This window comes from Bordetella parapertussis, assembly GCF_020735925.1.
Lineage (GTDB): Bacteria > Pseudomonadota > Gammaproteobacteria > Burkholderiales > Burkholderiaceae_B > Bordetella > Bordetella pertussis.
The window spans coordinates 668,129-693,129 of sequence record NZ_CP085971.1; the positions used below are offsets into that span (position 1 = coordinate 668,129).

General features: G+C 69.5%; 25 protein-coding genes and 1 pseudogene. 19 read left to right on the forward strand and 7 right to left on the reverse strand.

Annotated elements, in window-relative coordinates; all coding sequences use genetic code 11:
- Nucleotides 1-37 precede the first annotated feature (37 nt).
- The 3 genes from LK409_RS03135 to LK409_RS03145 are packed head-to-tail and all read left to right on the forward strand — an operon-like array spanning nucleotide 38 to nucleotide 2,699.
- Nucleotides 38-1,204, forward strand: coding sequence for an acyl-CoA dehydrogenase family protein (locus LK409_RS03135; RefSeq protein WP_010926114.1), 1,167 nt, complete (start codon nucleotides 38-40; stop codon nucleotides 1,202-1,204).
- Nucleotides 1,205-1,217: 13 nt separating this feature from the next.
- Nucleotides 1,218-1,685: a MaoC family dehydratase gene (locus LK409_RS03140; RefSeq protein ID WP_003809198.1), complete on the forward strand. Its 468-nt coding sequence runs from the start codon at nucleotides 1,218-1,220 to the stop codon at nucleotides 1,683-1,685.
- 24 nt (nucleotides 1,686-1,709) lie between these two features.
- Nucleotides 1,710-2,699 (forward strand): Bug family tripartite tricarboxylate transporter substrate binding protein, encoded by a 990-nt coding sequence (locus LK409_RS03145; RefSeq protein ID WP_010927835.1) that lies wholly within the window; start codon nucleotides 1,710-1,712, stop codon nucleotides 2,697-2,699.
- A 12-nt stretch (nucleotides 2,700-2,711) separates the two neighbouring features.
- On the opposite strand, the gene LK409_RS03150 is transcribed toward LK409_RS03145, so the two are convergent.
- Complete coding sequence (locus LK409_RS03150; protein ID WP_010927836.1) at nucleotides 2,712-3,623, reverse strand: LysR family transcriptional regulator; 912 nt, start codon at nucleotides 3,621-3,623, stop codon at nucleotides 2,712-2,714.
- Nucleotides 3,624-3,748: 125 nt separating this feature from the next.
- On the opposite strand from LK409_RS03150, the gene LK409_RS03155 reads away from it, so the two are divergent.
- Nucleotides 3,749-4,870 carry a CaiB/BaiF CoA transferase family protein gene (locus LK409_RS03155; RefSeq protein WP_010926116.1) on the forward strand — a complete coding sequence of 374 codons (1,122 nt, stop codon included), beginning with the start codon at nucleotides 3,749-3,751 and terminating at the stop codon, nucleotides 4,868-4,870.
- On the opposite strand, the gene LK409_RS03160 is transcribed toward LK409_RS03155, so the two are convergent.
- A complete protein-coding gene (locus LK409_RS03160) occupies nucleotides 4,867-6,093 on the reverse strand; it encodes an MFS transporter (protein WP_041937125.1) in 1,227 nt (408 codons plus the stop codon). The genes LK409_RS03155 and LK409_RS03160 overlap by 4 nt on opposite strands.
- Before the next feature lie 124 nt (nucleotides 6,094-6,217).
- Here LK409_RS03160 and LK409_RS03165 point away from each other — a divergent pair, with 124 nt between their 5' ends.
- The 10 genes and pseudogenes from LK409_RS03165 (at nucleotide 6,218) to cyoD (ending at nucleotide 15,900) form a co-directional block, all read left to right on the forward strand.
- The gene (locus LK409_RS03165; RefSeq protein ID WP_003809212.1) at nucleotides 6,218-7,090 is read left to right on the forward strand and encodes a LysR family transcriptional regulator; all 873 of its coding nucleotides are present in this window, start codon (nucleotides 6,218-6,220) and stop codon (nucleotides 7,088-7,090) included.
- A 116-nt stretch (nucleotides 7,091-7,206) separates the two neighbouring features.
- Nucleotides 7,207-7,812, forward strand: a complete 606-nt coding sequence (locus tag LK409_RS03170) for a HutD/Ves family protein (RefSeq protein WP_003809213.1) — start codon at nucleotides 7,207-7,209, stop codon at nucleotides 7,810-7,812.
- Nucleotides 7,813-7,928: 116 nt separating this feature from the next.
- A pseudogene (locus LK409_RS03175) lies at nucleotides 7,929-8,784 on the forward strand (pirin family protein).
- A gap of 182 nt (nucleotides 8,785-8,966) precedes the next feature.
- Entirely contained in the window at nucleotides 8,967-9,875 is a 909-nt protein-coding gene (locus LK409_RS03180; protein ID WP_003809215.1) for an SAM-dependent methyltransferase, read from the forward strand.
- A gap of 194 nt (nucleotides 9,876-10,069) precedes the next feature.
- Nucleotides 10,070-11,281: an ATP-binding protein gene (locus LK409_RS03185; RefSeq protein ID WP_003809216.1), complete on the forward strand. Its 1,212-nt coding sequence runs from the start codon at nucleotides 10,070-10,072 to the stop codon at nucleotides 11,279-11,281.
- On the forward strand, nucleotides 11,278-11,832 hold the full coding sequence (locus LK409_RS03190) for a response regulator transcription factor (RefSeq protein ID WP_003809217.1): 555 nt from the start codon (nucleotides 11,278-11,280) through the stop codon (nucleotides 11,830-11,832). The genes LK409_RS03185 and LK409_RS03190 overlap by 4 nt, the downstream gene beginning before the upstream one ends.
- Before the next feature lie 208 nt (nucleotides 11,833-12,040).
- A complete protein-coding gene (gene cyoA, locus LK409_RS03195) occupies nucleotides 12,041-12,955 on the forward strand; it encodes a ubiquinol oxidase subunit II (protein ID WP_010927838.1) in 915 nt (304 codons plus the stop codon).
- A gap of 3 nt (nucleotides 12,956-12,958) precedes the next feature.
- On the forward strand, nucleotides 12,959-14,938 hold the full coding sequence (cyoB, locus tag LK409_RS03200) for a cytochrome o ubiquinol oxidase subunit I (RefSeq protein ID WP_033449110.1): 1,980 nt from the start codon (nucleotides 12,959-12,961) through the stop codon (nucleotides 14,936-14,938).
- Between the two features lie 3 nt (nucleotides 14,939-14,941).
- Nucleotides 14,942-15,553, forward strand: a complete 612-nt coding sequence (gene cyoC / locus LK409_RS03205) for a cytochrome o ubiquinol oxidase subunit III (RefSeq protein ID WP_010927839.1) — start codon at nucleotides 14,942-14,944, stop codon at nucleotides 15,551-15,553.
- Nucleotides 15,553-15,900, forward strand: coding sequence for a cytochrome o ubiquinol oxidase subunit IV (gene cyoD / locus LK409_RS03210; protein ID WP_010927840.1), 348 nt, complete (start codon nucleotides 15,553-15,555; stop codon nucleotides 15,898-15,900). Before cyoC ends, cyoD begins: the two co-directional genes overlap by 1 nt.
- A gap of 117 nt (nucleotides 15,901-16,017) precedes the next feature.
- Here cyoD and LK409_RS03215 read toward each other — a convergent pair whose 3' ends face one another.
- Nucleotides 16,018-16,365, reverse strand: coding sequence for an ArsR/SmtB family transcription factor (locus tag LK409_RS03215; protein WP_003809223.1), 348 nt, complete (start codon nucleotides 16,363-16,365; stop codon nucleotides 16,018-16,020).
- Between the two features lie 139 nt (nucleotides 16,366-16,504).
- Here LK409_RS03215 and LK409_RS22645 point away from each other — a divergent pair, with 139 nt between their 5' ends.
- Both LK409_RS22645 and LK409_RS22650 read left to right on the forward strand, forming a co-directional pair.
- Nucleotides 16,505-17,125: an MFS transporter gene (locus LK409_RS22645; RefSeq protein ID WP_232049106.1), complete on the forward strand. Its 621-nt coding sequence runs from the start codon at nucleotides 16,505-16,507 to the stop codon at nucleotides 17,123-17,125.
- Complete coding sequence (locus tag LK409_RS22650; protein ID WP_229131153.1) at nucleotides 17,110-17,928, forward strand: MFS transporter; 819 nt, start codon at nucleotides 17,110-17,112, stop codon at nucleotides 17,926-17,928. Before LK409_RS22645 ends, LK409_RS22650 begins: the two co-directional genes overlap by 16 nt.
- A 31-nt stretch (nucleotides 17,929-17,959) precedes the next feature.
- Here LK409_RS22650 and LK409_RS03225 read toward each other — a convergent pair whose 3' ends face one another.
- Genes LK409_RS03225 through LK409_RS03240 form a run of 4 tightly spaced genes read right to left on the reverse strand, consistent with a single transcriptional unit; the run spans nucleotide 17,960 to nucleotide 20,408 of the window.
- A complete protein-coding gene (locus LK409_RS03225; protein WP_010926119.1) occupies nucleotides 17,960-18,457 on the reverse strand; it encodes a DoxX family protein in 498 nt (165 codons plus the stop codon).
- Nucleotides 18,458-18,460: 3 nt separating this feature from the next.
- Nucleotides 18,461-19,216 (reverse strand): HvfC/BufC N-terminal domain-containing protein, encoded by a 756-nt coding sequence (locus LK409_RS03230; protein ID WP_010926120.1) that lies wholly within the window; start codon nucleotides 19,214-19,216, stop codon nucleotides 18,461-18,463.
- Between the two features lie 14 nt (nucleotides 19,217-19,230).
- Nucleotides 19,231-20,100, reverse strand: coding sequence for an MNIO family bufferin maturase (gene bufB, locus LK409_RS03235; protein ID WP_003809237.1), 870 nt, complete (start codon nucleotides 20,098-20,100; stop codon nucleotides 19,231-19,233).
- Between the two features lie 11 nt (nucleotides 20,101-20,111).
- Nucleotides 20,112-20,408: a BufA1 family periplasmic bufferin-type metallophore gene (locus tag LK409_RS03240; protein ID WP_033446557.1), complete on the reverse strand. Its 297-nt coding sequence runs from the start codon at nucleotides 20,406-20,408 to the stop codon at nucleotides 20,112-20,114.
- Nucleotides 20,409-20,719: 311 nt separating this feature from the next.
- Between LK409_RS03240 and LK409_RS03245 the strand changes: the two genes are divergently transcribed.
- The 3 genes from LK409_RS03245 to LK409_RS03255 all read left to right on the forward strand — a co-directional run bounded on the left by LK409_RS03245 (nucleotide 20,720) and on the right by LK409_RS03255 (nucleotide 24,999).
- Nucleotides 20,720-21,157 (forward strand): DUF2946 domain-containing protein, encoded by a 438-nt coding sequence (locus LK409_RS03245; protein WP_010926122.1) that lies wholly within the window; start codon nucleotides 20,720-20,722, stop codon nucleotides 21,155-21,157.
- Between the two features lie 162 nt (nucleotides 21,158-21,319).
- Nucleotides 21,320-23,518, forward strand: a complete 2,199-nt coding sequence (locus tag LK409_RS03250) for a TonB-dependent receptor (RefSeq protein WP_010927842.1) — start codon at nucleotides 21,320-21,322, stop codon at nucleotides 23,516-23,518.
- Between the two features lie 11 nt (nucleotides 23,519-23,529).
- Nucleotides 23,530-24,999 carry a PepSY domain-containing protein gene (locus tag LK409_RS03255; RefSeq protein WP_010927843.1) on the forward strand — a complete coding sequence of 490 codons (1,470 nt, stop codon included), beginning with the start codon at nucleotides 23,530-23,532 and terminating at the stop codon, nucleotides 24,997-24,999.
- The last annotated feature ends 2 nt before the right edge of the window (nucleotides 25,000-25,001 follow it).

The window sequence follows — 25,001 nt, forward strand, 5'->3', positions numbered from 1 at the left end:
ATGCCGCCATCCGAATCCATCAGGAGACTGTCCGTTCATGGACTCCACGCTGTCGCCCGAACATCACGAAATCCGTGACGCCATCCTGCAGGCGTGCCGTCCCTTCGACGCCGACTACTGGTATCGCAAGGACCAGGACGGCGGCTTCCCGGACGACTTCCACCGCGCCATCGCCGAGGCCGGCTGGCTGGGAATCTGCATTCCCCAGGCCTATGGCGGGTCGGGGCTGGGCATAACCGAGGCCGCGGTGATGATGCAGGCCGTGGCCGAATCGGGCGCCGGCATGAGCGGCGCGTCGGCCCTGCACATGAATATCTTCGGGCTCAACCCGGTGGTGAAGTTCGGCACCGAGGCGCAGAAGCAGCGTGTGCTGCCGCCCCTGATCCGCGGCGAGGAGCGTACCTGTTTCGCGGTGACCGAGCCCAATACCGGCCTGAACACCACGCAGCTCAAGACCATGGCGGTGCGCAAGGGCGACCGTTATGTCGTGCATGGCGCCAAGACCTTCATCTCCACGGCCAGCATCGCCGAGAAGGTCCTGCTGCTGGCGCGCACCACGCCGCTGGAGCAGGTCGGCAGGAAGACCGACGGGCTCAGCCTGTTCTATACGGACTTCGACCGCGCCCGCATCGAGGTGCGCGAGATCCCCAAGATGGGCCGCAAGGCGGTCGACTGCAATCAGCTGTTCATCGATGGCCTGGAAATCCCGGCCGACGACCTGGTCGGCGACGAGGGCAAGGGTTTTCATTACATCCTGCATGGGATGAACGCCGAGCGCGTCCTGGTCGCGGCCGAGGCGGTGGGCCTGGGGCGCTGCGCCCTGGCCCGGGCGGCCCGGTACGCCAGGGAGCGGGTCGTGTTCGACCGCCCCATCGGCCAGAACCAGGGCGTGCAGCATCCTCTGGCCGAAAGCTGGATGGAACTGGAAGCGGCCAGCCTGATGACCTTCCACGCGGCGGCCAGGTTCGACCGCGGCGAGTCCTGCGGCACCGAAGCCAGCGCCGCCAAGTACCTGGCGGCCGAAGCGGGCTTCAAGGCGTGCACGGCCGCGGTGATGACGCATGGCGGCTACGGCTACGCGAAGGAATACCACGTCGAGCGCTACCTGCGCGAGGCGCTGATTCCGCGCATCGCGCCCATCAGTCCGCAGATGATCCTGAATTTCGTCGCCGAGAAAGTGCTCGGACTGCCCAAATCCTATTGAGGAGCCCGCCGCCATGACCCTGCTCGATACCGAAGTGCGCATCTACTGGGAAGACCTGGAGCCGGGCACGCGCTTCGGCACGCGCAAGCGCACCGTCACCGAAACCGACCTGGTCAACTTCGTCAACCTGACCTGGCTGACCGAGGAACTGTTCAGCAACGGCGAGCCCGCCGACCGCGCGCACATGGGGATAACCGGACGCGTGGTGCCCGGCGGGTTGGTCTACGTATTCGCCGAAGGGCTGGTCGCGCCTTCTTTCCAGGCCGCGGGGATCGCCTTCCTGAACGCCGAGCTGGACATCAAGGGGCCGACGTTCGTCGGCGATACCCTGCATGTGGAGTGCGAGGTCGTGCAGCGGCGCATGACCTCTAGGCCCGGCCGCGGCCTGGTGCGCACCCGCAATACCGTGGTGAACCAGCACGGGGAGCCGGTCCTCGTCTATACGCCTTTGCGCATGATGCGCACACGCCAGATTCCATAACGACAACAGACCAGGGAGACACGCATGAACAGCAATCGTCGCCGCATGCTCACCGCGATGGCGGGAATGGCCGGCATGACCGCCTTTCCGTTCGCGCACGGAAGTGCCGGCGCCTGGCCCGAGCGGCCCATCCGGCTGATCCTGCCCTACGCCGCGAGCGGGCCGACCGACGTGGTGGCGCGCCGGATCGCCGCCCGCCTGGCCGAGCGGCTGGGCCAGCAGTTCATCGTCGAGAACAAGCCCGGCGCCGGCGGCAACATCGCCAGCGAGTTCGTCGCCAAGTCCGCGGCCGATGGCTATACCGCGCTCTACCATTCGTCGGGCATCGCGATCGCGCCGGCGCTGTACAGCAAGATGGGCTACGACCCCGCGCGCGACCTGGCCGCCGTGGCGATGCCGGCCTCGATTCCCGCCATCATCATCGCGGGCCCCGCCTTGCCCGCCAGCGTCGCCACGCCCGCGCAATTCGTGCAGTACCTCAGGGACAATCCGGGCAAGCTGAGCTATGGCTCGGGCGGCGTGGGCAACATCACCCACCTTGCGGTGGAGCTGATGCTGCAGGAAACCGGTACGCAGGCCACGCATGCCCCGTACAAGGGCACGGCGCCGGCCATGGTGGACCTGATCGGCGGGCGGGTGCACTTCATGCTCGACGCCCTGAGCACGGCGCTGCCCGCTATCCGGGAAGGGCGGGCGCGTGCGATCGCCGCCACCAGTCCGCAACGCGCCGCGGTGCTGCCCGACGTGCCGACCCTGGCCGAAACCGTGATTCCGAAATTCGCGGCGACCACCTGGCACGGCGTGTTCGTGCCGGCGTCGACCCCGGCCGCCGTGGTGGCGCGCCTGAACGCGCAGATCAACCTGGTGGCGCAGGAACCCGAACTGGCGCGCCAGTTCGCCGAGCAGGCGGTGGAGCTGCATGCCTCGACCCCGGCAGCGTTCTCGGCCTTCCTGGGCGAGGAGATCGCGCGCTGGGGCACGGCCGCGCGCGAGGCCGGCGTGACGCCGGCCTGAGGCGGCGGGCGCTCAGGCGGCGGGCGGCGGCGCGGCGGCGTGGACGGCGCGGGTGTTTTCCACGAAGCGCAGCGTCGCCGCCGAGGCCGTCAGCGCGTCGTAGCCCAGCGCAATGCCGATGCGCAGCGACGCGGGCAGGTCCACCACCGGCAGCAGCCGGGCGCCGGTGCGCAGATAGCGGGCTGCCGCCGACGGCACCAGGGCCATGCCGATGCCGCTTTCGGCCAGCGCGATCGCGGTCGGCACCTGGACGATCTGCTGCACCACCTTGGGCGTGACGCCGGCCTCGCCGAAGGCCAGGCTGATGATGGCGTGCATGGCCGGCACCTTCTCGCGCGAGAACGCGATGAAGCGCTGGCCATCCAGGTCGGCCAGCCGCGCGCAGCTTTGCTGCGCCAGCGGATGGTCGGCCGGCACCGCGAGGATGAAATGGTCCTGCTCCAGGTCGATCAGCTCGGCATCGCAGGCGTCGAACAGCGGCGTGCGCAGCAGCGCCACGTTCACGGTGTGGGCCGCCAGTTCGCTCACCAGCTCGTGGGTGGTCGATTCGTGCAGCACCAGCTCGACGCGGGGGTAGCGCGCCTGGAAGCTGTGCAGGATGCGTGGCAGCACCGCATTGCTGGCCGTGTTGGAGAAGCCCACGACGATGCGCCCCTGGTCGCCGCTGACGTATTCCCTGGCGCAGCGCTGCAGTTCGTCGACGTTGCTCAAGGTGCGCCGGGCGTGCTTGAGCATGGCCGCGCCCGCCACCGTCAGGGACAGGCTGCGCGGCTTGCGGTCGAACAGCACGATGCCCAGTTCGTCCTCCAGCTTGCGGATGGCGGTCGACAGGGGCGGCTGGGCCATGTGCAGGCGCTCGGCGGCTCGATGGAAGTTGAGGGTTTCCGAAAGCACGACGAATTGCTGCAACTGACGAAGATCCATGGGTACGGGCCTGGCGGGGAAGCGGAAGGAATGGCACGAATATAGGCCAACCCGGGCATGCGCAGGGTTGGGCGGGGCGGCCGGCGGGGCGCGGCCGATTGCGGCACTTTTCTTGGGAGCGGGACATGGGACCATTGCAGGGAACGCGCGTCGTGGAGCTGGCCGGTATCGGGCCGGCGCCCATGGCCTGCATGTTGCTGGCCGATCTGGGCGCCGAGGTCGTGCGCATCGAACGCGCCGAGCCGGTCGAACTGGGCGTGGCGCGGCCCGCGCGCTACAACCTCCTGATGCGCAACCGCTGCCTGGTCGCCGCCGACTTGAAGCAGCCCGCCATGGTCGAGCAGGCGCTGGACCTGGTCGCGCGCGCCGATGTGTTGGTCGAAGGGTTCCGGCCGGGCGTGGCCGAGCGGCTGGGCCTGGGGCCGCAGGCATGCCAGGCGCGCAACCCGCGCCTGGTGTACGGCCGCATGACCGGCTGGGGGCAGTCCGGGCCGCTGGCGCAGGCGGCCGGGCACGACCTGAATTACGTCGCGCTGACCGGCATCATCCACGCCATCGGGCGCGCCGGCCAGCCGCCGTCGATTCCGCTGGCCTTGACCGGCGACATGGCAGGCGGCGCGCTGTACCTGGCGCTGGGCGTGCTGGCCGCCTTGCTGGAGCGCGGCCGCTCGGGCCTGGGCCAGGTCATCGACGCCGCCATCGTCGACGGCGCGGCGTCGCTGGCGACGGTCTTCTACGGCCTGTGCGCGGCGGGGCTGTGGCAGGACGCGCGCGGCACCAACATCCTGGATGGCGGCGCGCCTTTCTACGATGTCTACGAGTGCGCCGATGGCGCCTGGATTTCGGTCGGCCCCATCGAGGCGCGCTTCTACGCGCAATTGCTGGAGAAGCTGGAACTGCGCGCCCAGGATGTCGGCGCGCGCGACGACCGCGCCGCCTGGCCGCGCGCCAGGATGGCCATCGCCAGCCGCTTCCGTACCCGCACCCGCGATGCATGGTGCGCCTTGCTCGAGGGTTCGGATGTCTGCTTCGCGCCGGTCCTGTCGTTCGCAGAGGCGCCGGCGCATGCGCACCTGAAGGCGCGCGGCACGTTCGTCGAGGTCGATGGCGTGGTGCAGCCGGCGCCCGCCCCGCGCTTTGGCCGCACGCCGCCGGCCACGCCCCGGCCGCCGTCCGAGTCGCCGGACAGCACGCTTGCGGCGGTGCTGGCCCGCTGGGCCGCCGAAGACGAAGCGCGGCGCGGTTAGGGCGCCCGCTCGCGCGGCGTGCGGGCAAGCCGCGCGATCAGGCCCAGCGCGGCCAGCGCCAGCAGGCCGACCCAGGCGGCCACCCAGGTCCAGCCCCATGCGCCGGCAATGGCGCCGGCCACCGCCGGACCGACGAGCAGGCCGGTGTTGTTGCCCTGCATGATGATGCCCATGGTGGCGCCGGCGAGTTCCGGCCGGGGGGCGTGCTGCGGCGCGCCGGCCAGCAGGGCGGTGGGCACCAGCCCGCACAGCGCCGAGGCGGCCAGGCAGGCCAGGTAGGCGGCCGCGCCGGGCACCCCGGGCGCCATGGTCACGGCCGTGCCCAGGGCCAGCAGGACGAAGCCGGCCGCCATCAGGCGGGTGCGGGGCACGCCGCGCGCCAGCAGCGCGCCGCCGCCCAGGTTGCCGGCCACGCAGGCGGAGACCACCAGCGCGGCCAGCGGCCCGGCGGCCCAGGGCGCGACATGCAGGCGTTCGGCCAGGATGGAGGGCAGGAAGCCGAAGATGGAAAAATAGGCCGCCGTATACAGGCCGAACAGCATCGCGTACAGCCGCGGCCCGGGCGCGGCCAGGGTGGCGCGCAGTCCGGCCAGGGTGGTGCGGCGCGCCGCGGCCCTGCCCGGCAGGCCGCGCGTGCCCCATGCCAGCCAGCAGGCGTAGGCAAGCAGCGCCAGGCCGTAGAGGCGCCACATGCCGGACCAGCCCAGGTATTCCAGCGCGGGGGCGCTCAGCATGGCGGCGGCCACGCCCAGCGGCATGAAGGTGCTCCAGGCCGCCAGCGCCCGCGCGCGCGCCGGCGCCGTGCCGGTCGCGGCCACGATGAGCGACGGCGCCGATACGACCACGGCCAGAAAACCTATGCCTTCGGCCACGCGCAGCGCCAGCAGCCAGCCGATCGCGCCGGCCATCGCGCCCAGCAGCGACGCGACGCCCTGCGCCAGCATGCCGGCCACCGCCATGCGCCGCGCGCCCCAGGCATCGACCGCCATGCCGACGCCCGCGCCCAGCGCCGCGCCGATGGCGGCGAACGCGGACAGCAGCCAGGATGCCTGGGCCAGGCTGGCGTCCAGCGCGGCGCGCAGCTCGGGCAGGGCGGCGGGCACCTTGCCGACCTGCATGGCCGAGACGATGCCCGCCCCGACCACCAGCGCGACCACGCGCCCGTGGCGGGCGGGGGCGGCGCCGGGCGCGGCGGGCAGGGCGGAAGCGAGCGAGCGGGACATGGGGGGGTTCCGGTGGGCGGGCATGGCGCTACTGTGCCAGTCTTTCATGTTCCATGAAATTAGATATTTTCGTCCAAGCTGATCTAATATTTAGATCATGTTGGACAACCTCACGCTCGACCAGATGCGCACCTTCGCCGCCGTGGCGCAGGCCGGCAGCTTTCGCGCCGGGGCGGCGCGGCTGCATCGGGTGCAATCGGCCGTCAGCCACGCCATCGCCAACCTGGAGGCGCAGCTGCGCGTCACCTTGTTCGACCGCTCGGTCTATAAGCCGGTCCTGACGCCCGCGGGCCAGGCGCTGCTGGCCGACGTGCGCATCATCCTGGCCAAGGTCGACGCCCTGCGCGCCCATGCGCACGAACTGGGCGAAGGGGTCGAACTGGGCCTGTCGCTGGCGGTCGATACGCTGTTTCCGCCCGACGCGGTGGCGCATGCGCTCAAGGCCATGCACGCGCGCTATCCCAGCGTGGGAGTGCGGGTCGAATATGCCTCGCTGGGCGGGCCGGCGCAGGCGCTCAAGGCGCGCCGCTGCACGCTGGCGGTCGCCGTGCTGGAGCGGCCCGACGACCAGATCCGGCGTCGCTTCCTGGCGCCGGTCACCACCTGGGCGGTGGCCGCGCCGGGCCATCCGCTGGCGCGCGGCGAGGCCGGCACGGAGCTGGCCGATCATCTGCAGGTGGTGGTCGAGGATCTGTCCGCCGCCACGCGCGGCCGCGATTACGGCGTGCTGTCGCCGCGCACGTGGCGGGTGGGCGACATGGTCACCAAGCTGGCGCTGCTGCGCGCCGGCGTGGGCTGGGGCAGCCTGCCCGCCTGGCTGGTGCAGGCCGACCTGCGGGCAGGCACCCTGGTGCGCCTGCCGCTGGCCGAGCTCGGCCCGGACGGCGCGGTGCAGATGCGCGCCTACCTCAGCCACCGCGCCGACGAGCCGCTGGGGCCGGCGGCGCGCAGCCTGTGCGACAGCCTGCGCGAAGGCGCGGCGGCGCTGCGCGGCTGACGCCGCAGCGGCCGCGCCGGCCGGTGTATATATATCGCATGGCGACGCCGGTATGATGCCGGCCGTAATCTGACTTCCCGCACAGGGCGGGCCGCGCGGCCCGCGAGTACCGCATCATGTTCCAGCGTTTCGAATTGGCGCAGTTGCCCGTCAGCCCATGGCGCAACGGCGGCGGCGCCACGCGCGAAGTGGCGCGCCATCCCCAGGGCGCCGCCGCGGACGGCTTCGAATGGCGCGTCAGCGTCGCCGATATCGGCGCGGACGGGCCGTTCTCGGCCTATCCGGGCATCGATCGCAGCATCACCCTGCTCGAGGGCGCTGGCGTGCGCATGCGCTCGGCCGACGGCACGCTCGACCACTTGCTCGACGTGGCGCTGCGCCCGTTCGCCTTTGCCGGCGAACATGCCATCGACGCGACCTTGCTGGGCGGACCATCGCGCGACTTCAATGTCATGACGCGGCGCGGCCGCTGGCGCGCCGAGGCGCGCGTGCTGCACGGCCAGGCCGTGCTGGCGCCGGCGCCAGCCGGCGTGTTGTTTGCCGCCGGCGGCGATTGGCGCGTGCAATGCGACGCTGGCCAGGCGCTGCTGCGCGCCGGGGCCGGCGTGGTGTGGCGCGCCGCGGCCGGCGCCATCCACGCCACGCCGCTGGGCGGCGAGGGCGGACTGATCGCGGTGCGCCTGCTGGAGGCGGGCGCGACGGCGGTTGCGCCGGATGCGTGACCGTTCCATGGGTGGGACGCTGAGGGCGTGATTCCCCCTCTACCGGAACCGGGCCGCCGGCCCTATCTTGCTTACATGCACCCCTCGCGCCGCGAGGCGCCCGCAAGGAGGAAACCATGAAGCAAGTCATCGGCACGCACAGCGCTCCCCGTCCCCACTGGGTGGGTGACGGCTTCCCTGTCCGCTCGCTGTTTTCGTACCACAGCCTGGGCCGTGAACTCAGCCCGTTCCTGTTGCTGGACTATGCCGGTCCGGCGCAGTTCGACGCCACCGCCCGCCAGCGCGGCGTGGGCGAGCATCCGCACCGCGGCTTCGAGACCGTCACCATCGTGTACGAGGGCGAAGTCGCGCACCGCGACTCGACCGGGCAGGGCGGGGTGATCGGTCCCGGCGACGTGCAATGGATGACGGCCGGCGCCGGCATCCTGCACGAGGAGTTCCACTCCGAGGCCTTCGCGCGCCGCGGCGGTCCGCTCGAAATGGTACAGCTGTGGGTCAACCTGCCGGCTCGCGACAAGATGGCCGCGCCGACCTACCAGAGCATCGTGGACAGCGACATCCCGCGCCTGGCGCTCGACGGCGAGGCCGGCACGGTACGCGTCATCGCCGGGGCGTTCGGCGAAGCCGGCGCGCACCTTCACGCCGGTCAACGTGTGGGATGTGCGGCTGGCGGCGGGCAAGCAGGCCGCGCTGCCGGTGCCGGACGGCCACAACGCGGCGCTGGTGGTGCTGCGCGGCACGGTGCTGGTCAACGGCGCGCAAGTGCTGCGCGACGCCCAGATGGCCGTGCTCGAGCGCGGCGGCGCGGGCGTGCAGGTCGAGGCCAACAACGATGCGGTGCTGCTGGTGTTGAGCGGCGAGCCCATCGACGAGCCGGTGGTGGGCCATGGGCCGTTCGTCATGAACACCCAGGCCGAGATCGTGCAGGCCATCGACGACTTCAACCGCGGCGCGTTCGGCCGCATGGGCTGAGCGGCCATCCCCACGAGGGGGGGCCTGTCCCCACGGGGACAGGCCCCCCTCTCTCCGATATTTCCTGCTTTACGTGGAGCAAATACCTGACGCTGGCGCGGACATCTGCGAGTTACTCTGGCTTGCCTTCGTAGCAACCTCTGCCGGCGTTCATCCGCCGGTTTTTTTTTATTCGGCCAGCCATGTCCCCATCCCCTCTCATTTCCCATCGCGCGGCGTCGGCCGATCTGGCCGGCATGGTGCGCCAGGCCCGCCAGCGCATCCTCCTGCAAGGCAACGTGCCCGGTTTCGATGTGGCGCGCCAGATCGAACTGCTGCATGGGCTGGCCGAGTCCGAGCTGGGCCGCTTCCTGTTGCTGTACCGCGGCCTGAACGCCGAATGGACCCATCGCCTGGTCACCCACCAGCCCGGCAGCGGCGCGCTCGCCCCGCTCGAGCGCGTGTTCTACGAGCGCCTGCCGGCGGTGCTGGCCACGCGCGAGCGCCATGGCCATTTCCGGCGGGCGCTGCAGCGCCATCTCCGCCCGGGTTGCGTGGTGGCGTCGGTGCCGTGCGGCTGGATGAGCGAATTGCTGGCGCTGGACTACAGCGCCTGCCCCGGCGTGCAACTGGTCGGCATCGACTACGATCCCGAGGCCCTGGACGGCGCAACGCGCCTGGCGGCCGGGCATGCGCTGGCCGGGCAGATCACCCTGCATCGCCAGGATGCCTGGAAGCTGGATACGCGCGAGGGCTACGACCTGCTGACCAGCAACGGCCTGAACATCTACGAGCCCGACGACGCGCGCGTCACCGAGCTCTACCGCCGTTTCTGGCAGGCCCTCAAGCCGGGCGGGGCGCTGGTCACCAGCTTCCTGACCCCGCCGCCGGCGCTGTCGCCCGACTCTCCGTGGGACATGCAAGCCATCGACCCGCACGATCTGCAACTGCAGCAGCTGGTGTTCACGCGCCTGATCCAGCCGCGCTGGAACGCCCTGCGCACCCACGCCCAGACGCGCGCCCAGCTCGAGGAGGCGGGCTTTACCGACCTGCGCTTCGAGGACGACCGGGCGCGGCTGTTTCCCACCGTGATCGCCCGCAAGCCGGCCTGACGCTCGCCGGTAACAGGGACGCATGGCCGCCGGCGAGGGCGCGCGGATCACACTACAATAGGCGCCGTCCTCGCCGGGACGCCCTCGACGCGCCGCCTTGCAGGCCTGCGCGCCCATCCCGGGCCACGGCTGCCGCCGCCCGGGAAACCGCTGCCGCGGATCGCTGCGATCCGCGCTCCCTCCGTTGTCTTGATATGTCCGGTAGTTCCGCCCTTTCCTTCCTGCGCACGCTGTGCAGTCTGCGCTGGCTGGCCATTGCTGGCCAGGCGGTCACCATCGTGGCGGTCAGCAGCGTGCTCGAGCTGGACCTGCCGCTGCGGCCGCTGTGGCTGGGCGTGCTGGTCCTGGTGGTGTTCAACCTCTATGCCAGCTGGCGGCTGCGGCGCCTCTCGGACGTGTCCTATGTCACGGCCTTTGCGCATCTGCTGGTGGACATCGGCGTGCTGGCCTGGATGGTGGGCTGGAGCGGCGGGATCACCAACCCGTTCGGCCTGATGTTCCTGATCCTGACCGCGCTGGCGGCGCTGGCCCTGCCCAGCAACTGGGCCCTGGCCACCGGCCTGGCCAGCCTGGCGGGCTACACGCTGGCGGCGATTTTCGGCCAGCCGCTGCGCCACGAGGATACCTACACGCTGCTGCTGGGCGGGCTGGCGTTCAACTTCGTGATCTCGATAGGCGTGGTGCTGTATTTCTCGACCCGCCTGGCCGCCGACATGCGCGCGCGCGAGCGCGAACTGGCCGCGCTGCGCGAACGCTTCACCCGCAACGAAGGGATCGTGGCGCTGGCCACCCACGCCGCGGCCATGGCGCACGAACTGAACACGCCGCTGGCGACCATGACGCTGCTGGCCGACGAGATCGCCGCCCAGGCCAGCACGGTGGACCTGCGCAACGATGTCGACACGCTGCAGCAATTATTGACCCTGTGCCGGGAACGTATCCGCAATCTGGCGGTCCCAACCGAGGTCGATCTGGTGCGCGTGGTGGGACAGTGGCGGCTGGTGCGGCCCACGGTGGACCTGCATCGCACCGGTTCGCTGCCCGCCAGCCTGCGGGTCGATCCCGCCATCGCGCATCTGCTGCAGGCGCTGTTGAACAACGCCGCCGATGCGGGCGAGGCGGCCGGCGAGCCGCGCGTGGACCTGCGGCTGGACTACCGCGACGGCGTGCTGACCGGCGAGGTCAGCGACCACGGCGCGGGTTTCGACCCCAGCCATACGCTGCTGCCGGCCACCAGCCTGTTCAACAGCGGCAAGCCCGGCGGGCTGGGCGTGGGGCTGGCGCTGTCGCACGCCACCGTCGAGCAGCTGGGCGGCGCCATGACCATGACCGCAGCCGAAGGCGGCGGGGCGCGCATCCGTTTTACTTTACCGCTCGGCCTGGGCCGGGCATCCGCGAAGCCATGAATCTATCCGAACCGGGACTGCTGATCGACGACGACGAGCTGTACCTGCGTACCTTGCAGCGCAGCCTGGCGCGCCAGGGCCTCGAAACCCGCACCGCGGCCAGCATCGCCGAGGCGCTGCGCGTGGCCGAGGACATCCGGCCTTCCTTCGCGCTGGTGGACCTGCGGCTGGGCGAGGAAGACTCCGGCCTGACGCTGATCCGCCCGCTGCGCGCGCTGCGGGCCGACATGCGGATCCTGCTGGTCACCGGCTACGCCAGCGTGGCCACGGCGGTCGAGGCCATCAAGCGCGGCGCCGACGATTACCTGCCCAAGCCCGCCACCGCGCCCATGATCCTGCGCACGCTGGGCCTGCTGAAGGCAGAAAGCGTTACGATTGAGTCCACCATGACGCCGTTGCACCGCCTAGAATGGGAACACATCCAGCAGGCGCTGTCCGAAACCGGCGGCAATGTATCGGCCGCCGCGCGCCTGCTGGGCATGCATCGCCGCTCGCTGCAACGCAAGCTGGCCAAGAAGCCCGGCCCGGAGCGCGAAGCGCAGCTTGATTGAAATCAAGTGGTGCGACATTTTGTCGCACTTGGCGGGGCCGACTGCTCCCCGTCCCGGCAGGGCCAGCTGTATTGTTTGTGCACTGCAATGGTGCATCCAGCCTCCGGCTGTGCGACTTTCTGTCGCATCCCATCGCTCCACGTACTGCCTAACATAAGAAGGTTTGCTGCTGCGCAGCACCTCTTTCCCACATCGTAGAAGGCTGTACGTGAAACACCCCCACCTTGCGACCATCGCGCGCACGCTCGGCGTCGGCGCGGTCCTCCTGCTTGGCGGCTGCACCCTGGAAGTCCTGTCTCCCAAGGGAGACATCGGCGCCCAGGAAAAGACGCTCATTCTCACCGCCCTCGGGCTGATGCTGATCGTCGTGGTGCCGGTCATCCTGATGACGCTGTACTTCGTCTGGAAATATCGCGAGGGCAGCGTGCCCGCGCAGCGGGAATACGCGCCCAAGTGGTCGCACTCGAACGCCATCGAGGCGGTGGTCTGGACGGTGCCCTGCATCATCGTGGCCATCCTGGCCGTGCTGACCTGGAAGTCCTCACACGCGCTCGACCCCTACCGCCCGATCGAGTCGGACGTCAAGCCGGTCAACATCGACGTGGTGTCGCTGGACTGGAAGTGGCTGTTCATCTACCCCGACTACGACATCGCCACGGTCAACGAGATCGTCTTCCCGGTCGACGCGCCGGTGCAGTTCCGCATCACCTCCGCCTCGGTGATGAACTCGTTCTTCATCCCCCAGCTGGGCAGCCAGATCTACTCGATGGCCGGCATGGAGACCAAGCTGCACCTGATCGCGCGCGAAGCCGGCAGCTACGACGGCCTGTCGGCCAACTACAGCGGCGCCGGCTTCTCGGGCATGCGCTTCAAGGCCATCGCCACGACGGACCAGGGCTTCGAGGACTGGATCGCCAGGATCCGCGCCACCAACAACCCGCTGACGCCCCAGGCCTACGCCGATCTGGCCAGGCCGAGCGAGCGCACGCCGGTGACCCTGTACTCGACCGCGCCCACGGGCATGTTCGATTTCATTATGCATAACCAGATGAGTAAGCTGGCCGGCGTTGACCCGTTCAACTGCACGCCCGCGACCAAGAATCTGATCGCTACCGCGGAGTAATTGATGTTCGGGAAACTCTCACTAGAGGCCATTCCGTTCCATGATCCCATCATCATGGGCACGATGGTCGTCGTCATCCTGGGGGGCGCCACCCTGCTGGGGGCGGTCACTTACTTCGGTAAGTGGAAATACCTGTGGACCGAATGGTTTACCTCGGTCGATCACAAGAAGATCGGCATCATGTACATCATCGTGGCCCTGGTGATGCTGCTGCGCGGCTTCGCCGACGCCATCATGATGCGCACGCAGCAGGCCGTCGCCTCGGCCGACTCGGCCGGCTTCCTGCCGCCGCATCACTACGACCAGATCTTCACCGCCCACGGCGTCATCATGATCTTCTTCATGGCGATGCCTTTCATCACGGGCCTGATGAACATCGTCGTGCCGCTGCAGATCGGCGCGCGCGACGTGGCGTACCCGTTCCTGAACTCGCTCAGCTTCTGGCTGTTCATGGTCGGCGTGGTGCTGCTGATGCTGTCGCTGTTCGTGGGCGAATTCGCCGCGACCGGCTGGCTGGCGTATCCGCCGCTTTCGGGGCTGGACTACAGTCCGGGGGTAGGGGTCGACTACTATCTCTGGGCCTTGCAGCTATCAGGGCTGGGCACCACGCTGAGCGGCATCAACTTCATCGTCACCATCATGAAGATGCGCGCGCCCGGCATGGCGCTGATGAAGATGCCGGTGTTCACCTGGACGGCGCTGGTCACCAACATCCTGATCGTGGCCGCCTTCCCGGTGCTGGCCGCCACGCTGGCCCTGCTGACGCTGGACCGTTACCTGGACATGCACTTCTTCACGAATGACCTCGGCGGCAACGTGATGATGTATGTCAACCTGATCTGGATCTGGGGCCACCCCGAGGTGTACATCCTGGTCCTGCCGTGTTTCGGCGTGTTCTCGGAAATCGTCGCTACCTATTCGAAGAAGACCCTGTTCGGCTACAAGTCCATGGTCTACGCGACCGCCTCGATCGGCGTGCTCTCGTTCCTGGTCTGGCTGCACCACTTCTTCACCATGGGCGCGGGCGCCAACGTCAACGCGTTCTTCGGCATCATGACCATGATCATCTCCATCCCGACGGGTGCGAAGGTGTTCAACTGGCTGTTCACCATGTACCGCGGCCGGGTGGAGTTCTCGCTGCCCATGCTGTGGACCATCGGTTTCATGATCATCTTCGTCATCGGCGGCATGACCGGCGTGCTGATGGCCATCCCCGCCGTGTCGTTCGTGCTGCACAACAGCCTGTTCCTGGTTGCGCACTTCCACAACACCATCATCGGTGGCGTGGTGTTCGGGTGCATCGCCGGCATGGTGTACTGGTTCCCCAAGGCCTTCGGCTTCAAGCTGAACGAACGCCTGGGCAAGTACTCGTTCTGGTGCTGGTTCGTCGGCTTCTTCCTGACCTTCACGCCGATGTACCTGCTGGGCTTCAAGGGCATGACCCGTCGCCTGAACACCTACGACAACCCCGAGTGGCAGCCCTACCTGCTGGTGGCGCTGGTGGGCGCGACCCTGATCATGCTGGGCATCTTCTTCCTGCTGCAGCAGGTGTTCGTCAGCATCCGCGACCGCAAGGAAAACATGGACGTCACGGGCGACCCGTGGGGTGGCCGCACGCTGGAGTGGTCCACTTCCTCGCCGCCGCCGTTCTACAACTTCGCCCACGTGCCGCACATCGACTCGCTCGACCAGTTCTGGGAAGACAAGGAAAACGGCCGCGCCTACCAGCGCCCGGCCAAGTACGAAGACGTGCACATGCCGCGCAACACCGCCGCGGGCATCTACATCGGCGCCTTCGGCCTGGCGATGTCCTTCGGCCTGATCTGGCACATGTGGTGGCTGGCCATCGTCGGCTTCCTGGGCATGATCGTGTCCTTCGTGGTGCGTTCGTATGATCGCGACGTCGATTACTACGTGCCCGCCAAGGAAGTTGAAGAGATCGAAAACGCTTACTTCGGAAAGTTGCAGCAGAAGGCTGCCTGAACCATGACCAACGCCGTAGCTACCCATCCTCACGTCGGTGACCATCACGGTCACCACGACGATGGATCCAAGACCGTCCTCGGTTTCTGGATCTACCTGATGAGCGACTTGCTGATCTTTTCGGTACTGTTCGCGACGTTCGCCGTGCTCTCCAGCGCCACCGCTGGCGGGCCCACCGGCAAGGACCTGTTCGATCTCTCGTTCGTGCTGGGCGAGACCATGCTGCTGCTGGTCAGCAGCTTCACCTTCGGCATGGCCATGCTCAACCTGCACGCAGGCAGCAAGGGCAAGGTCATCGCCTGGCTGTGGGTCACGTTCCTGTTCGGGGCGGGGTTCATCGTCATGGAGGTGTACGAGTTCCATCACCTGCTGAGCATCGGCGCCGGTCCGCAGACCAGCGCCTACCTGTCGGCGTTCTTCACGCTGATCGGCACGCACGGCCTGCACGTCACGTTCGGCCTGATCTGGATCCTGGTGATGATCCACATGCTCAGCCGCTATGGCATCGACCCGATCACCACGCGTCGCCTGTCCTGCCTGAGCCTGTTCTGGCACTTCCTGGACATCGTCTGGATCTGCGTTTTCACCTTTGTTTACCTGCTGGGAGCCCTCTGATGTCGCACGCGGTTACCTCCGAGGACCACGGCCACGCCAATCACGGCAGCCTGAAGTCCTACCTGATCGGCTTCGCGATCTCGCTGGTCCTGACCTTCGGTTCGTTCGGCCTCGTGATGGCCGGCACCGTGCCGCGCAGCATCGCGCTGGCCGGCGTGGTCGTCCTGTGCGTGGCCCAGCTGCTGGTGCAGCTGGTGTTCTTCCTGCACATGGGCGGCTCGAAGAAGCAGCGCGACAACGTGACCACCTTCGTGTTCACCATCCTGATCATCGCCATCATCGTCGGCGGGTCGGTGTGGGTGCTGCACAACATGAACGCCAACATGATGCATCCCATGCCGGGCTGATCCGGGCATCGATGCGCAGGCCGGCGCCATGGCGCCGGCCTTGGTTCGCCGACAACCCCCCGGGCTTGCCCGGGGGGTTGTCGTTTGTGGGGTGGCCCGGGCGGCCGGGTTGCCGGCTCAGCGTGGCGCCAGGTTCCTGGCCGTGGTTTCCTCGGTCAGCGCATCGTGGTGCACGGCGCCCAGCAGCGTGTCGAGCAGCCCGGGAAAGCGCGCGTCCAGATCGTCGCGGCGCAGCGACAACAGGTTCTCCCGTCCATTGGGCCGCTGCCAGATGACTCCGCTATCGCGCAGCACGCGCCAGTGATGGGTCAGCGTCGATTTGGGGATGCCTTGCAGCACGGCGCTGCATGAGCATTCCCCGCCGGCCGCCAGCGCGCGCACCACGGTCAGGCGCAGCGGGTTGCCGAGCGCGTTCAGCACGTTTTCCAGGCGGATTTGCCCGCGTTCAGGGTGGTTGGGAAGCATCCTGGCAGTCTATTCCATAGTACGCGTATCTACAAACCAACACGGTCCAGGGGGTTGCGCAGATTTTAATTGTTCGATTGTCCTCGTACTATTATAGTACGTATGTTTTCGTACTATCGAACTCTACCTGGAGAATCGCATGCCTTCCCTTTCCGCCGCGCGCGCCCACCGTTCGCTGGGCTGGAGCCTGGCGCTGCTCGCCTTCGCGCAGCTCATCTACTCCCTGGATATCAACATCGTGTTCGTGGCCCTGCCGGAGATCGGCGCGGGCCTGGGCTTTTCCAAACAGACCCTGCAATGGGTGGTCAGCGCCTATACGGTGTTCTGCGGCGGCTTTCTGCTGCTGGGCGGGCGCGCCGTCGACCTGCTGGGCCAGCGGCGCATGTTCATCGGCGCGCTGTGGCTGTACGCGTTGTCGTCGCTGGTCGGCGGGCTGGCCTGGAACCCGGCGGTCATCGTGATCGCGCGCGCGGTGCAAGGCATCGGCGCCGCGCTGCTGTTTCCGTCCACGCTGTCGTTGATCAACCGCCTGTTCGAGGAAGGCCCGCCGCGCAACCGCGCGCTGGCGATCTGGGGCGGCGCCGGCGCCAGCGGCCTGACGCTGGGTTCGCTGGCCGGCGGCGTGCTGACCAGCGCCTATGGCTGGCCGTCGGTGTTCTTCGTCAACGTCCTGCTGGCCGGCATCGCCATCGTGGCGGCGTTCCTGGTGATTCCCAAGGACGCCCCGCGCGCCGCAGCTTCGACATGCCGGGCGCGCTGACGGCGACGGCGGGGGCCACGCTGCTGGTCTATGCCCTGGTGCAGGGGCCGGAGGACGGCTGGCTGGCCACTCCCATCTTCGCGTCGCCCGCGCTGGCCGCCGTGTTCCTGCTGGCCTTCGCGGTGATCGAGTCGCGCAGCCGCGACCCCTTGATGCCGATGCGGCTGTTCGGCAACGGCAGCCTGGTGGTGGGCATGATCCTCACGTTCATATTCATGGGCACCTTTGGCGCGTTGCCGTACTTCCTGACGCTGCTGTTCCAGAACGTGCAGGGCTACAGCGCCTTGCAGACCGGGCTGGCCTTCATCGTGCCGTCGCTGGCGATCTTCTTCGGCACGCAGCTCGGGGCGCGTCTGGCCAACCGGCTGTCCGCGCGCAGTACGCTGGTCGCGGGCTTCGTGACCGGCATCGCCGGCACGCTGGCGCTGGCGAGCGCCGCTTTCGTCGGCGCACCCTATGCGCTCATCCTGCCCGGCCTGGTCGTCTCTGGCATCGGGCAGGGCATTGTCTGGACCGCGATGTGGATCGTCGCGGCCTCCGGCGTGGCGCACCACGAGCAAGGCATAGCCTCGGGCATGGCGTCGACGACGCTGAACGTCGGCAACGCCATCGGTATTGCCGTGCTGGTGGCCTACGCCAACCGCGGCATCGGCGGGCTGCACGGCGATGCGCTGCGCGCAGGCCTGGCCGCGGGCGCGCAGCATGCCTTCTACCTGGCGGCGGCCGGGCTGGTGCTGGGCCTGCTGGTGTCGCTGGCGTTCTCGCCCAGGGCAGGCGCCGGCGCGCGGGTCGGCGCGGCCTGAGCAGGTCCGGCCGCCGCGGGCCCCGACGGCCTCAGCCTTGGCGCCGCGCGCGCCGGCGCGCCAGCCAGGCGTCCAGCGAGACGCAGCCGGGGCCGCGCGCGACCAGGTACAACAGCACCGTGGCCCATACGCCATGCGTGGCGTAGGCGTCCGGATACACGAATACCTGGATGACCAGGGTCATCAGCAACAGCCCAAGCGCCGACCAGCGCGTGGCCAGCCCCAGGATCAGCAGGACGGGCAGGATGTGCTCGACGCTGGCCGCCAGCAACGCGGCCAGTTCGGGAGGCAGCAGCGGCACCTGGTATTCGTCGCGAAACAGGCTGATGGCCGATTCGCTCAGCATGGGCCAGCCCAGGTCGAATTCGCCGGCCAGTGCGTTGACGGCGAATCCTTCGACCTTGGTCTGGCCCGACAGCCAGAAGGTGGCGGCGATCGAGCAGCGTCCCAGCAGGGCGATCAGGCAGTGCGGGATCCGCTCGAAGCAGCGGATGGCATGGGCGTGCAGGCGGCAGGCGAAACGGGACATGGCTTATTCCTCGATGGAGATGACGGCGCCGTGACGGATCAGCAGCGCCAGGAGATGGTCCAGCGCCAGGCCGGGATCGGCGGCCTGGCTGTGCGCGGCGCTCAGCGGCAGGCCGGCGCGCAGGGCGCGCACGAAGGCGGCGGCGCTGGCCGCCAGCGGGATCGCGAGCACCGCTTCGGCGGGGTCGCGCAGCACCAGCGCGCCCTGCGCGGCATACGGGTCGACCTCGGCGATGTCGAGCGCGCCCTGGTGGGCCGCCCATAGCGCATGGATGGCGTAGGGCGAGACCAGCGCGCGCGCCGCCGGATGCAGCCGCAGCCGCGCGCTGGCGGGCTTGCTCAGGGCGGCGATGCGCGCGCCGGCCGCCGCCGCGTCCAGCGCGACGGCGTCCGCGGCGCAATAGGCCCGCACCCGCAGGTATTCCAGCCGCGCCATGTCGGCCAGGTAGGGCACGCCGGCGGCCGGCGCATGGGCGGCCACGAAGGCGGCGAACGCGCCGCCGTAGCGGGCCAGCACGGGGCTGCGCGGCAGCCGCCGCGCCACATAGGCGTGCGCCATGGCGTGGAAGAAGTCCGGTCCGACCAGTTCCCGGCAAACCGGGAAGGTGTCGGCCAGCGCCTGGATCAGCGAGGCCACGACATTGTTGCGGTAGATGGCGTAGCGTTGCGCCGGGTCGGCGTCGCCGGCGCGGCGCAGCCCGGGCGGGCAGGGCGCCAGCGGGTCCAGCAGGGCACGGGCGAAGGCGGCCTGGGGATGCATGCGCGCCGCCGGGATCAGGCCGCCAGGGCCAGGCCGCGCGCCAGGCAGGCGGCGACGCGGCCGGTTTCGGCCAGCAGTGCGGCCAGCGGCGGAATGTTGCCGTCGCGCTCGAGCAGCGTGGCCACCGGTCCGGTCAGGGCCAGGGTGTATTCGTACAGATCCCAGACCGCTTCGTCCACGGGGGCGTCATGGCTGTCTATCAGCACGGCGCGGCCATGGGCGTCGCGCTGCCGGGCGTGGCCGGCGAGATGGATCTCGCCCACCGCCGCCAGCGGCAGGCGCGCCAGGTAGGCGCGCGCGTCGAAGCCGTGGTTGACCGCGCTGACGTACACGTTGTTGACGTCCAGCAGCAGTCCGCAGCCGGTGCGCGCGACCAGTTCGCACAGGAACTGCGCCTCGTCGATGTGCGAGGCCTCGAAGCGCACGTAGGTGGCGGGGTTCTCGAGCAGGATGGGCTGGCCCAGGCATTGCTGGAATTGGTCGATGTGGGCGCAGACGCGCCGCAACGCCGCATCGTCGTACACGATGGGCAGCAGGTCGTTGAAATAGCGGCCATCGTGGCGCGACCAGGCCAGGTGTTCGGAGATGCTGTCGGGCGCATAGCGGCGCTGCAGCTGGCGGTGTCCCGCCAGCAGGCGCGCATCGAGCGGATCGTGGCCGCCCAGCGACAGCCCGACCCCGTGCACCGAGATGGCGTAGCGCTCGCGCAGCCACGCCAGCTGCGCGTGCGCGGGCCCGCCGGGCACCATGTAGTTTTCGGCGTGGATCTCGAAGAACCCGAGGTCGGGCGGCTGTTCGACCAGCGTGGCATAGTGCTCGGGCTTGAAGCCCAGGCCTGCCCGGGCGGGCAGGCCTGGCGCCGGACGGGACGCGCGCGCGGGCATGGCCGGGATGTTCAAGACCCGGTCTTGACTTCCTTGAACGCCTCCAGCTGGCCGAAGCCGGTGGGGGAGGTGGGTGACTTGGTTTGTTCGCACGTGCCTTTCGGAACCTGCTTCCAGGCATTGCCTTGGTAGTCGACCTTCGAGGTGCCCGCGCAAGTGGTGCCGGCGCCGGCCTTGCAATCGTTCTTGCCCTTGAGCGCCACGCCGTAGCATTTCTCCATGTCGGTGGCGTGGGCGGCCGGGGCGGCCGCCAGGACGGCGGCGCTGCTCAGGGCCAGCGTGAGCATGGCGGTGGTGGATGTCTTCATGAATGAGCTCCGTAAAGTGAAGAACACAGCAAGCATGGTGGCGCGCCGGGACGGCGCGCACGCGCAGTGTGCGCGGAGCGCATCGGCTCGTCGCGCGAGCCGGTGTTTTTCTTACAGCCTGCTGCCGGGCGCGTCAGTCACGGGCAAGCCGGCGGATCGCCGGCCTCGTCGTCCCCGGGGTATCGCTGCGCCATGCGGCGCAATGCCGCGCAATGCCGCCAACTGGCGGCGGAAGGCGCGGCGGGCAACATGACGAGATTGTCAGAAGATTGTGCGCGAGCGTGGGAAACCGCTGTTTATAATCTCGGACCATGATTCAGACCGGCTCGCGCTCTCGTCGCCTGCTCGCCAGGCCGCTCGCATGGATCGCCTTGCTGGCGATCCTGTGGGCCGCCTGCGCGCCGCTGCTGATGCAGATGGCGCCGCAACGGCATGCGCCGCTGGCGCTGTCGGTCGACTATTGCACCGAGCAGGGGACGGCGACCGTGCAGCTGCCGCTGCTGCTGGCCGACGCGGGCCAGGCCGATGAGCACGATGGCCATGGCGCGCATCACGATGGCCTGGGCCACCTGGAACATTGCCCGTTCTGCCGCCATGCGCAGGGCGACCTGGCCCTGCTGCCGGTGATGCCGCGCGTGCAGCCCTTGCCGGCGCGCGCGATTTCCTATCCTCCTCTCTATTACGTTGCCCGGGCGTCGCAGCACGCCTGGACCGGCGCGCAGCCGCGCGCCCCGCCCGCCGCCGCCTGAGCGCGGCAGCCTTTTCGCGGCTTGCGCCGCGCTCACACGCTCCGAGACCAGCGCCCACGGCCAGCCGTGCCCGTCGCCTTGCGGCCGGGCCGGCGGCGCGCCGCGCGCTGCCCGTCATCGACATGCCCGCCGGCTGCCGGCGCGGCGCCACAACGTGTGATCATGAAACAGACTTCCCTTTACTACGCCGCCCTGGGCCTGGCCGGGCTGGCGCTTGCCGCGCCCGCGTGCGCGCAGGAACAACAGGTTCCCGCCCAACTCGAGACGGTGGTCGTGCATGGCGCGCCCGAGGCCAACGGTCCGCTGGATCTCGACGCGGTCGACAGCACCGGCAGCCGCCTGGGCCTGACCCTGCGCGAGACGCCCGCCTCGGTGACCGTCATCAACCGCGAGCAGATCGAGGCGCGCGGCGCGCTCGACACGCAGGAAATCGCCCGCGGCATCGTCGGCGTGGACAATGCCTCGCCGCCCGGCTCGGCCGGCTCGGTGAGCTACCGCGGTTTCTCGGGCTCGCAGGTCAGCCAGTTGTTCAACGGCATTTCGGTGCAGTACGACGTGATCGCCGCGCGTCCGATCGACAGCTGGATCTACGACCGCGTCGAAGCCATCGGCGGGCCGTCCAGCTTCCTGTTCGGCGCGGGCGCGGTGGGCGGCGCCATCAACTACGTGACCAAGGTGGCGCAGCGCGACACGTTCTACGATGGCCAGCTGCGCCTGGGTTCGTACGGCGCGCGCCAGGCATCGGTGGGCCTGAACCGGCAATTGGCCGGCGAGCCGGGCGGGCGCGGCCAGTACCTGCGCATCGACGCCAACGCCAACGCGAGCGACGGCTGGGTCGACGGCAACCGCTCGCACGCCGAGCAGGTGGCGGCCTCGCTGCTGTCGGACCTGGGCGAACGCGTGACCCATACGCTGGCGCTGGAGTACCAGCATGAGACGGTGCACCGGCCGTATTGGGGCACGCCGCTGACCACCGACGGCGATGGCGTGGTGCGTGGCGAAGGGCACATCCGTGGCGGGACGCGCTTCAAGAACTACAACGTCGACGATGGCCAGTACGAGCAATCGGTGTGGTGGCTGCGTTCGCTGACCGAGTGGCAGGCCAGCGACCGCCTGAGTTTCCGCAATACGCTGTACTACTACCGCGCCGACCGCGATTTCCAGAACCTCGAGACCTATCGCTACAACCTGGGCAACAGCCAGGTGCTGCGCTCCGGCGCGCTGCTGCAGCGCCACGAGCAGCGCCTGCTGGGCAACCGCATCGAAGCCCTGTACCACGGCAGCCTGGGCGGCCTGCGCAGCGACTGGTCGTTCGGCGCCGACTACAGCGTCAACCGCCAGACGCGCTACCCCACCAGCGTGGCCGGGCAAGTCGACAGTGTGGACCCGTACGAGTTCGACCCGGGCGAGTTCTACGACATTCCGGGCATGCGGCGCGGCCACGTGCCGGACCGCGACAACAAGGTGCGCACGCTGGCCTTCATGCTGGAAAACCGCACCGAAGTGGGCGGCGGGGTCGCGCTGGTGACGGCCCTGCGGCACGACATCATCGACCTGGACCTGACCAACCGGCGCGCGGCCAGCGCGGCTTCGCCCGGGCATGCCTCGCGCCGCTACAACCCGACCACGGGGCGCGTCGCCGTCAACTGGGAGGTCAGTCCCGGCGCGACCTTGTACGCGCAATACGCTACCGCCGCCGATCCGCCGTCCGGCGTGCTGTCGACCGCGACCTTCGCCGATGTGCTGAACAACGACAAGCTGACCACCGGCATCCAGGTCGAGGCCGGCGGCAAGTTCGCGTTCTGGGACGGCCGCGGCACGGCGACCGTGGCGGTCTACGAGATCAAGCGCAAGAACCTCGCCACGCCCGATCCCCTCAACCCCGGCAGCAGCCTGCCGGTGGGCAGCCAGTCTGCCCGCGGGCTGGAGCTGGCCGGCGGATTGCAGCTGACGCGCGCCTTGTCGCTGCAGGCCAATCTGGCGCTGGTCGACCCCCGCTATGACGATTTCTCGCAGAACGTCGGCGGGGTGGCGGTCTCGCGCAACGGCAAGGTGCCGGTCAACACGCCGCGCCGGCTGGCCAATGTGTGGCTGGACTACGCCTTCGCGCCCGACTGGCGCGCCAGCCTGGCGGCGCGCCACGTGGGCAAGACCTATGCCGACGCGGCCAATACGGTGTGGGCGCCGGCCTATACCGTGTTCGACGCGGCGCTGTCGCATCGCATCGACCGCCATTTCAGCGTGATGGCGCGGGTGCGCAACCTGACCGACAAGGTCTATGCCGCCAGCGTGACCGGCGCGCCCATGTATTACCTGGGCGCGCCGCGCAGCGTCGAACTCGCGCTGCAGGCGCGCTTCTGAGGGAGCAGGCGATGACGACCCTGGTCTTGCGCGCCAAGCGCTGGCTGTATTTGCTGCATCGCTGGATGGGCGTGGGCCTGTGCCTGCTGTTCGTGCTCTGGTTCGCCTCCGGCGTGGTGATGATGTATGTCGGCTATCCCAAGCTGACGCCGGCCGAGCGCCTGGCGCACCTGCCCTGGCTCGATGCCGCGCAGGTGCGGCTGGGCCCGGCGCAGGCCTTGCGCGCCGCGGGCCTGGAGCAGGCCGCCGAGATCCGCCTGGCCGCCAGCCGGGCCGGACAGCCGTTCTACGCGGTCGTGCCGCTGGCGGGCGGCCGGACGCTGCGGGTGGACGCGGCCAGCGGGCAACTGGCGGGACGCGCCACGCCGGCGCAGGCGCGCGCCAGCGCGCTGGCCTACTTCGGCGCTCGCCATGCGGCCCGCGAGGACGGCCTGGTGGACGAGGACGCCCACACCCACACGCGCACGCTGGACGCGCATCGCCCGCTCTATGTATTCGAGATGGACGATCCCGCCCGTACCCGCCTGTACGTGTCCTCGTCGACCGGCGAGGTGGTGCGCGATGCGCCGCGCCTGGAGCGCGGCTGGAACTACGTGGGCGCCTGGCTGCACTGGCTGTATCCGCTGCGCGGCGCGTATTGGCACGACATCGTGGTCTGGCTGTCAGTGCTGGGCGTGGCGCTGACCGTCAGCGGCACGGTGGTGGGCCTGTGGCGCTGGCGTTTCGCGCGGCCCTATGCCAGCGGCAGCCGTTCGCCGTACCGCGAGCGCTTCATGCGCTGGCATCACATCGCCGGGCTGCTGTTCGCCGCGACCACGCTGACCTGGATATTCAGCGGCCTGATGTCGATGAATCCGTGGCAGGTCTTCGGCACGCGCGCCACGCAGCTGGACCGCGCGGCGTATCGCGGCGGACCGCTGCAGGCCGGCAACCTGCCGGCGGGGCCAGCCGTGGCCATGCCGGCGCGCGAACTGGTGTGGACCCGCGTGGCCGGCCAGACGCTGCTGCAGGTATATGGCGCGGCGGGCGCGGCGGCGCTGCGCACGGCCGACGGCGCGGCGCCGCGCACGCTGGCGCCGGCCACCCTGGGCGCGGCGCTCGGGCGGCTGCTGCCGGGCGCCGCGCCGCCGCGCATCGAGGTGCTCGACGGCTACGACAGTTACTACTACGCGCGCGCGCCGCACACGATGCTGGGCCACGTGGAAAAGCCGCTGCCGGTATGGCGCGTCGTCTACGACGATCCGCGCGGCACCTGGCTGCACGTCGATCCGCGCAACGGCGAGATCCTGGGCAGCCTGGACCGGCCGCGCCGCGTCAGCCGCTGGCTGTTCGCCTTCCTGCACAGCTGGGATTGGCCGCCGCTGCTGCAGCGCCGCCCCGCCTGGGACGCGGTGCTGATCGTCCTGAGCCTGGGCGGGCTGTTGCTGAGCGGCGCGGGCGTGGTGATCGGCTGGCGGCGCGTGGGCCGCAAGCTGCGCTGACT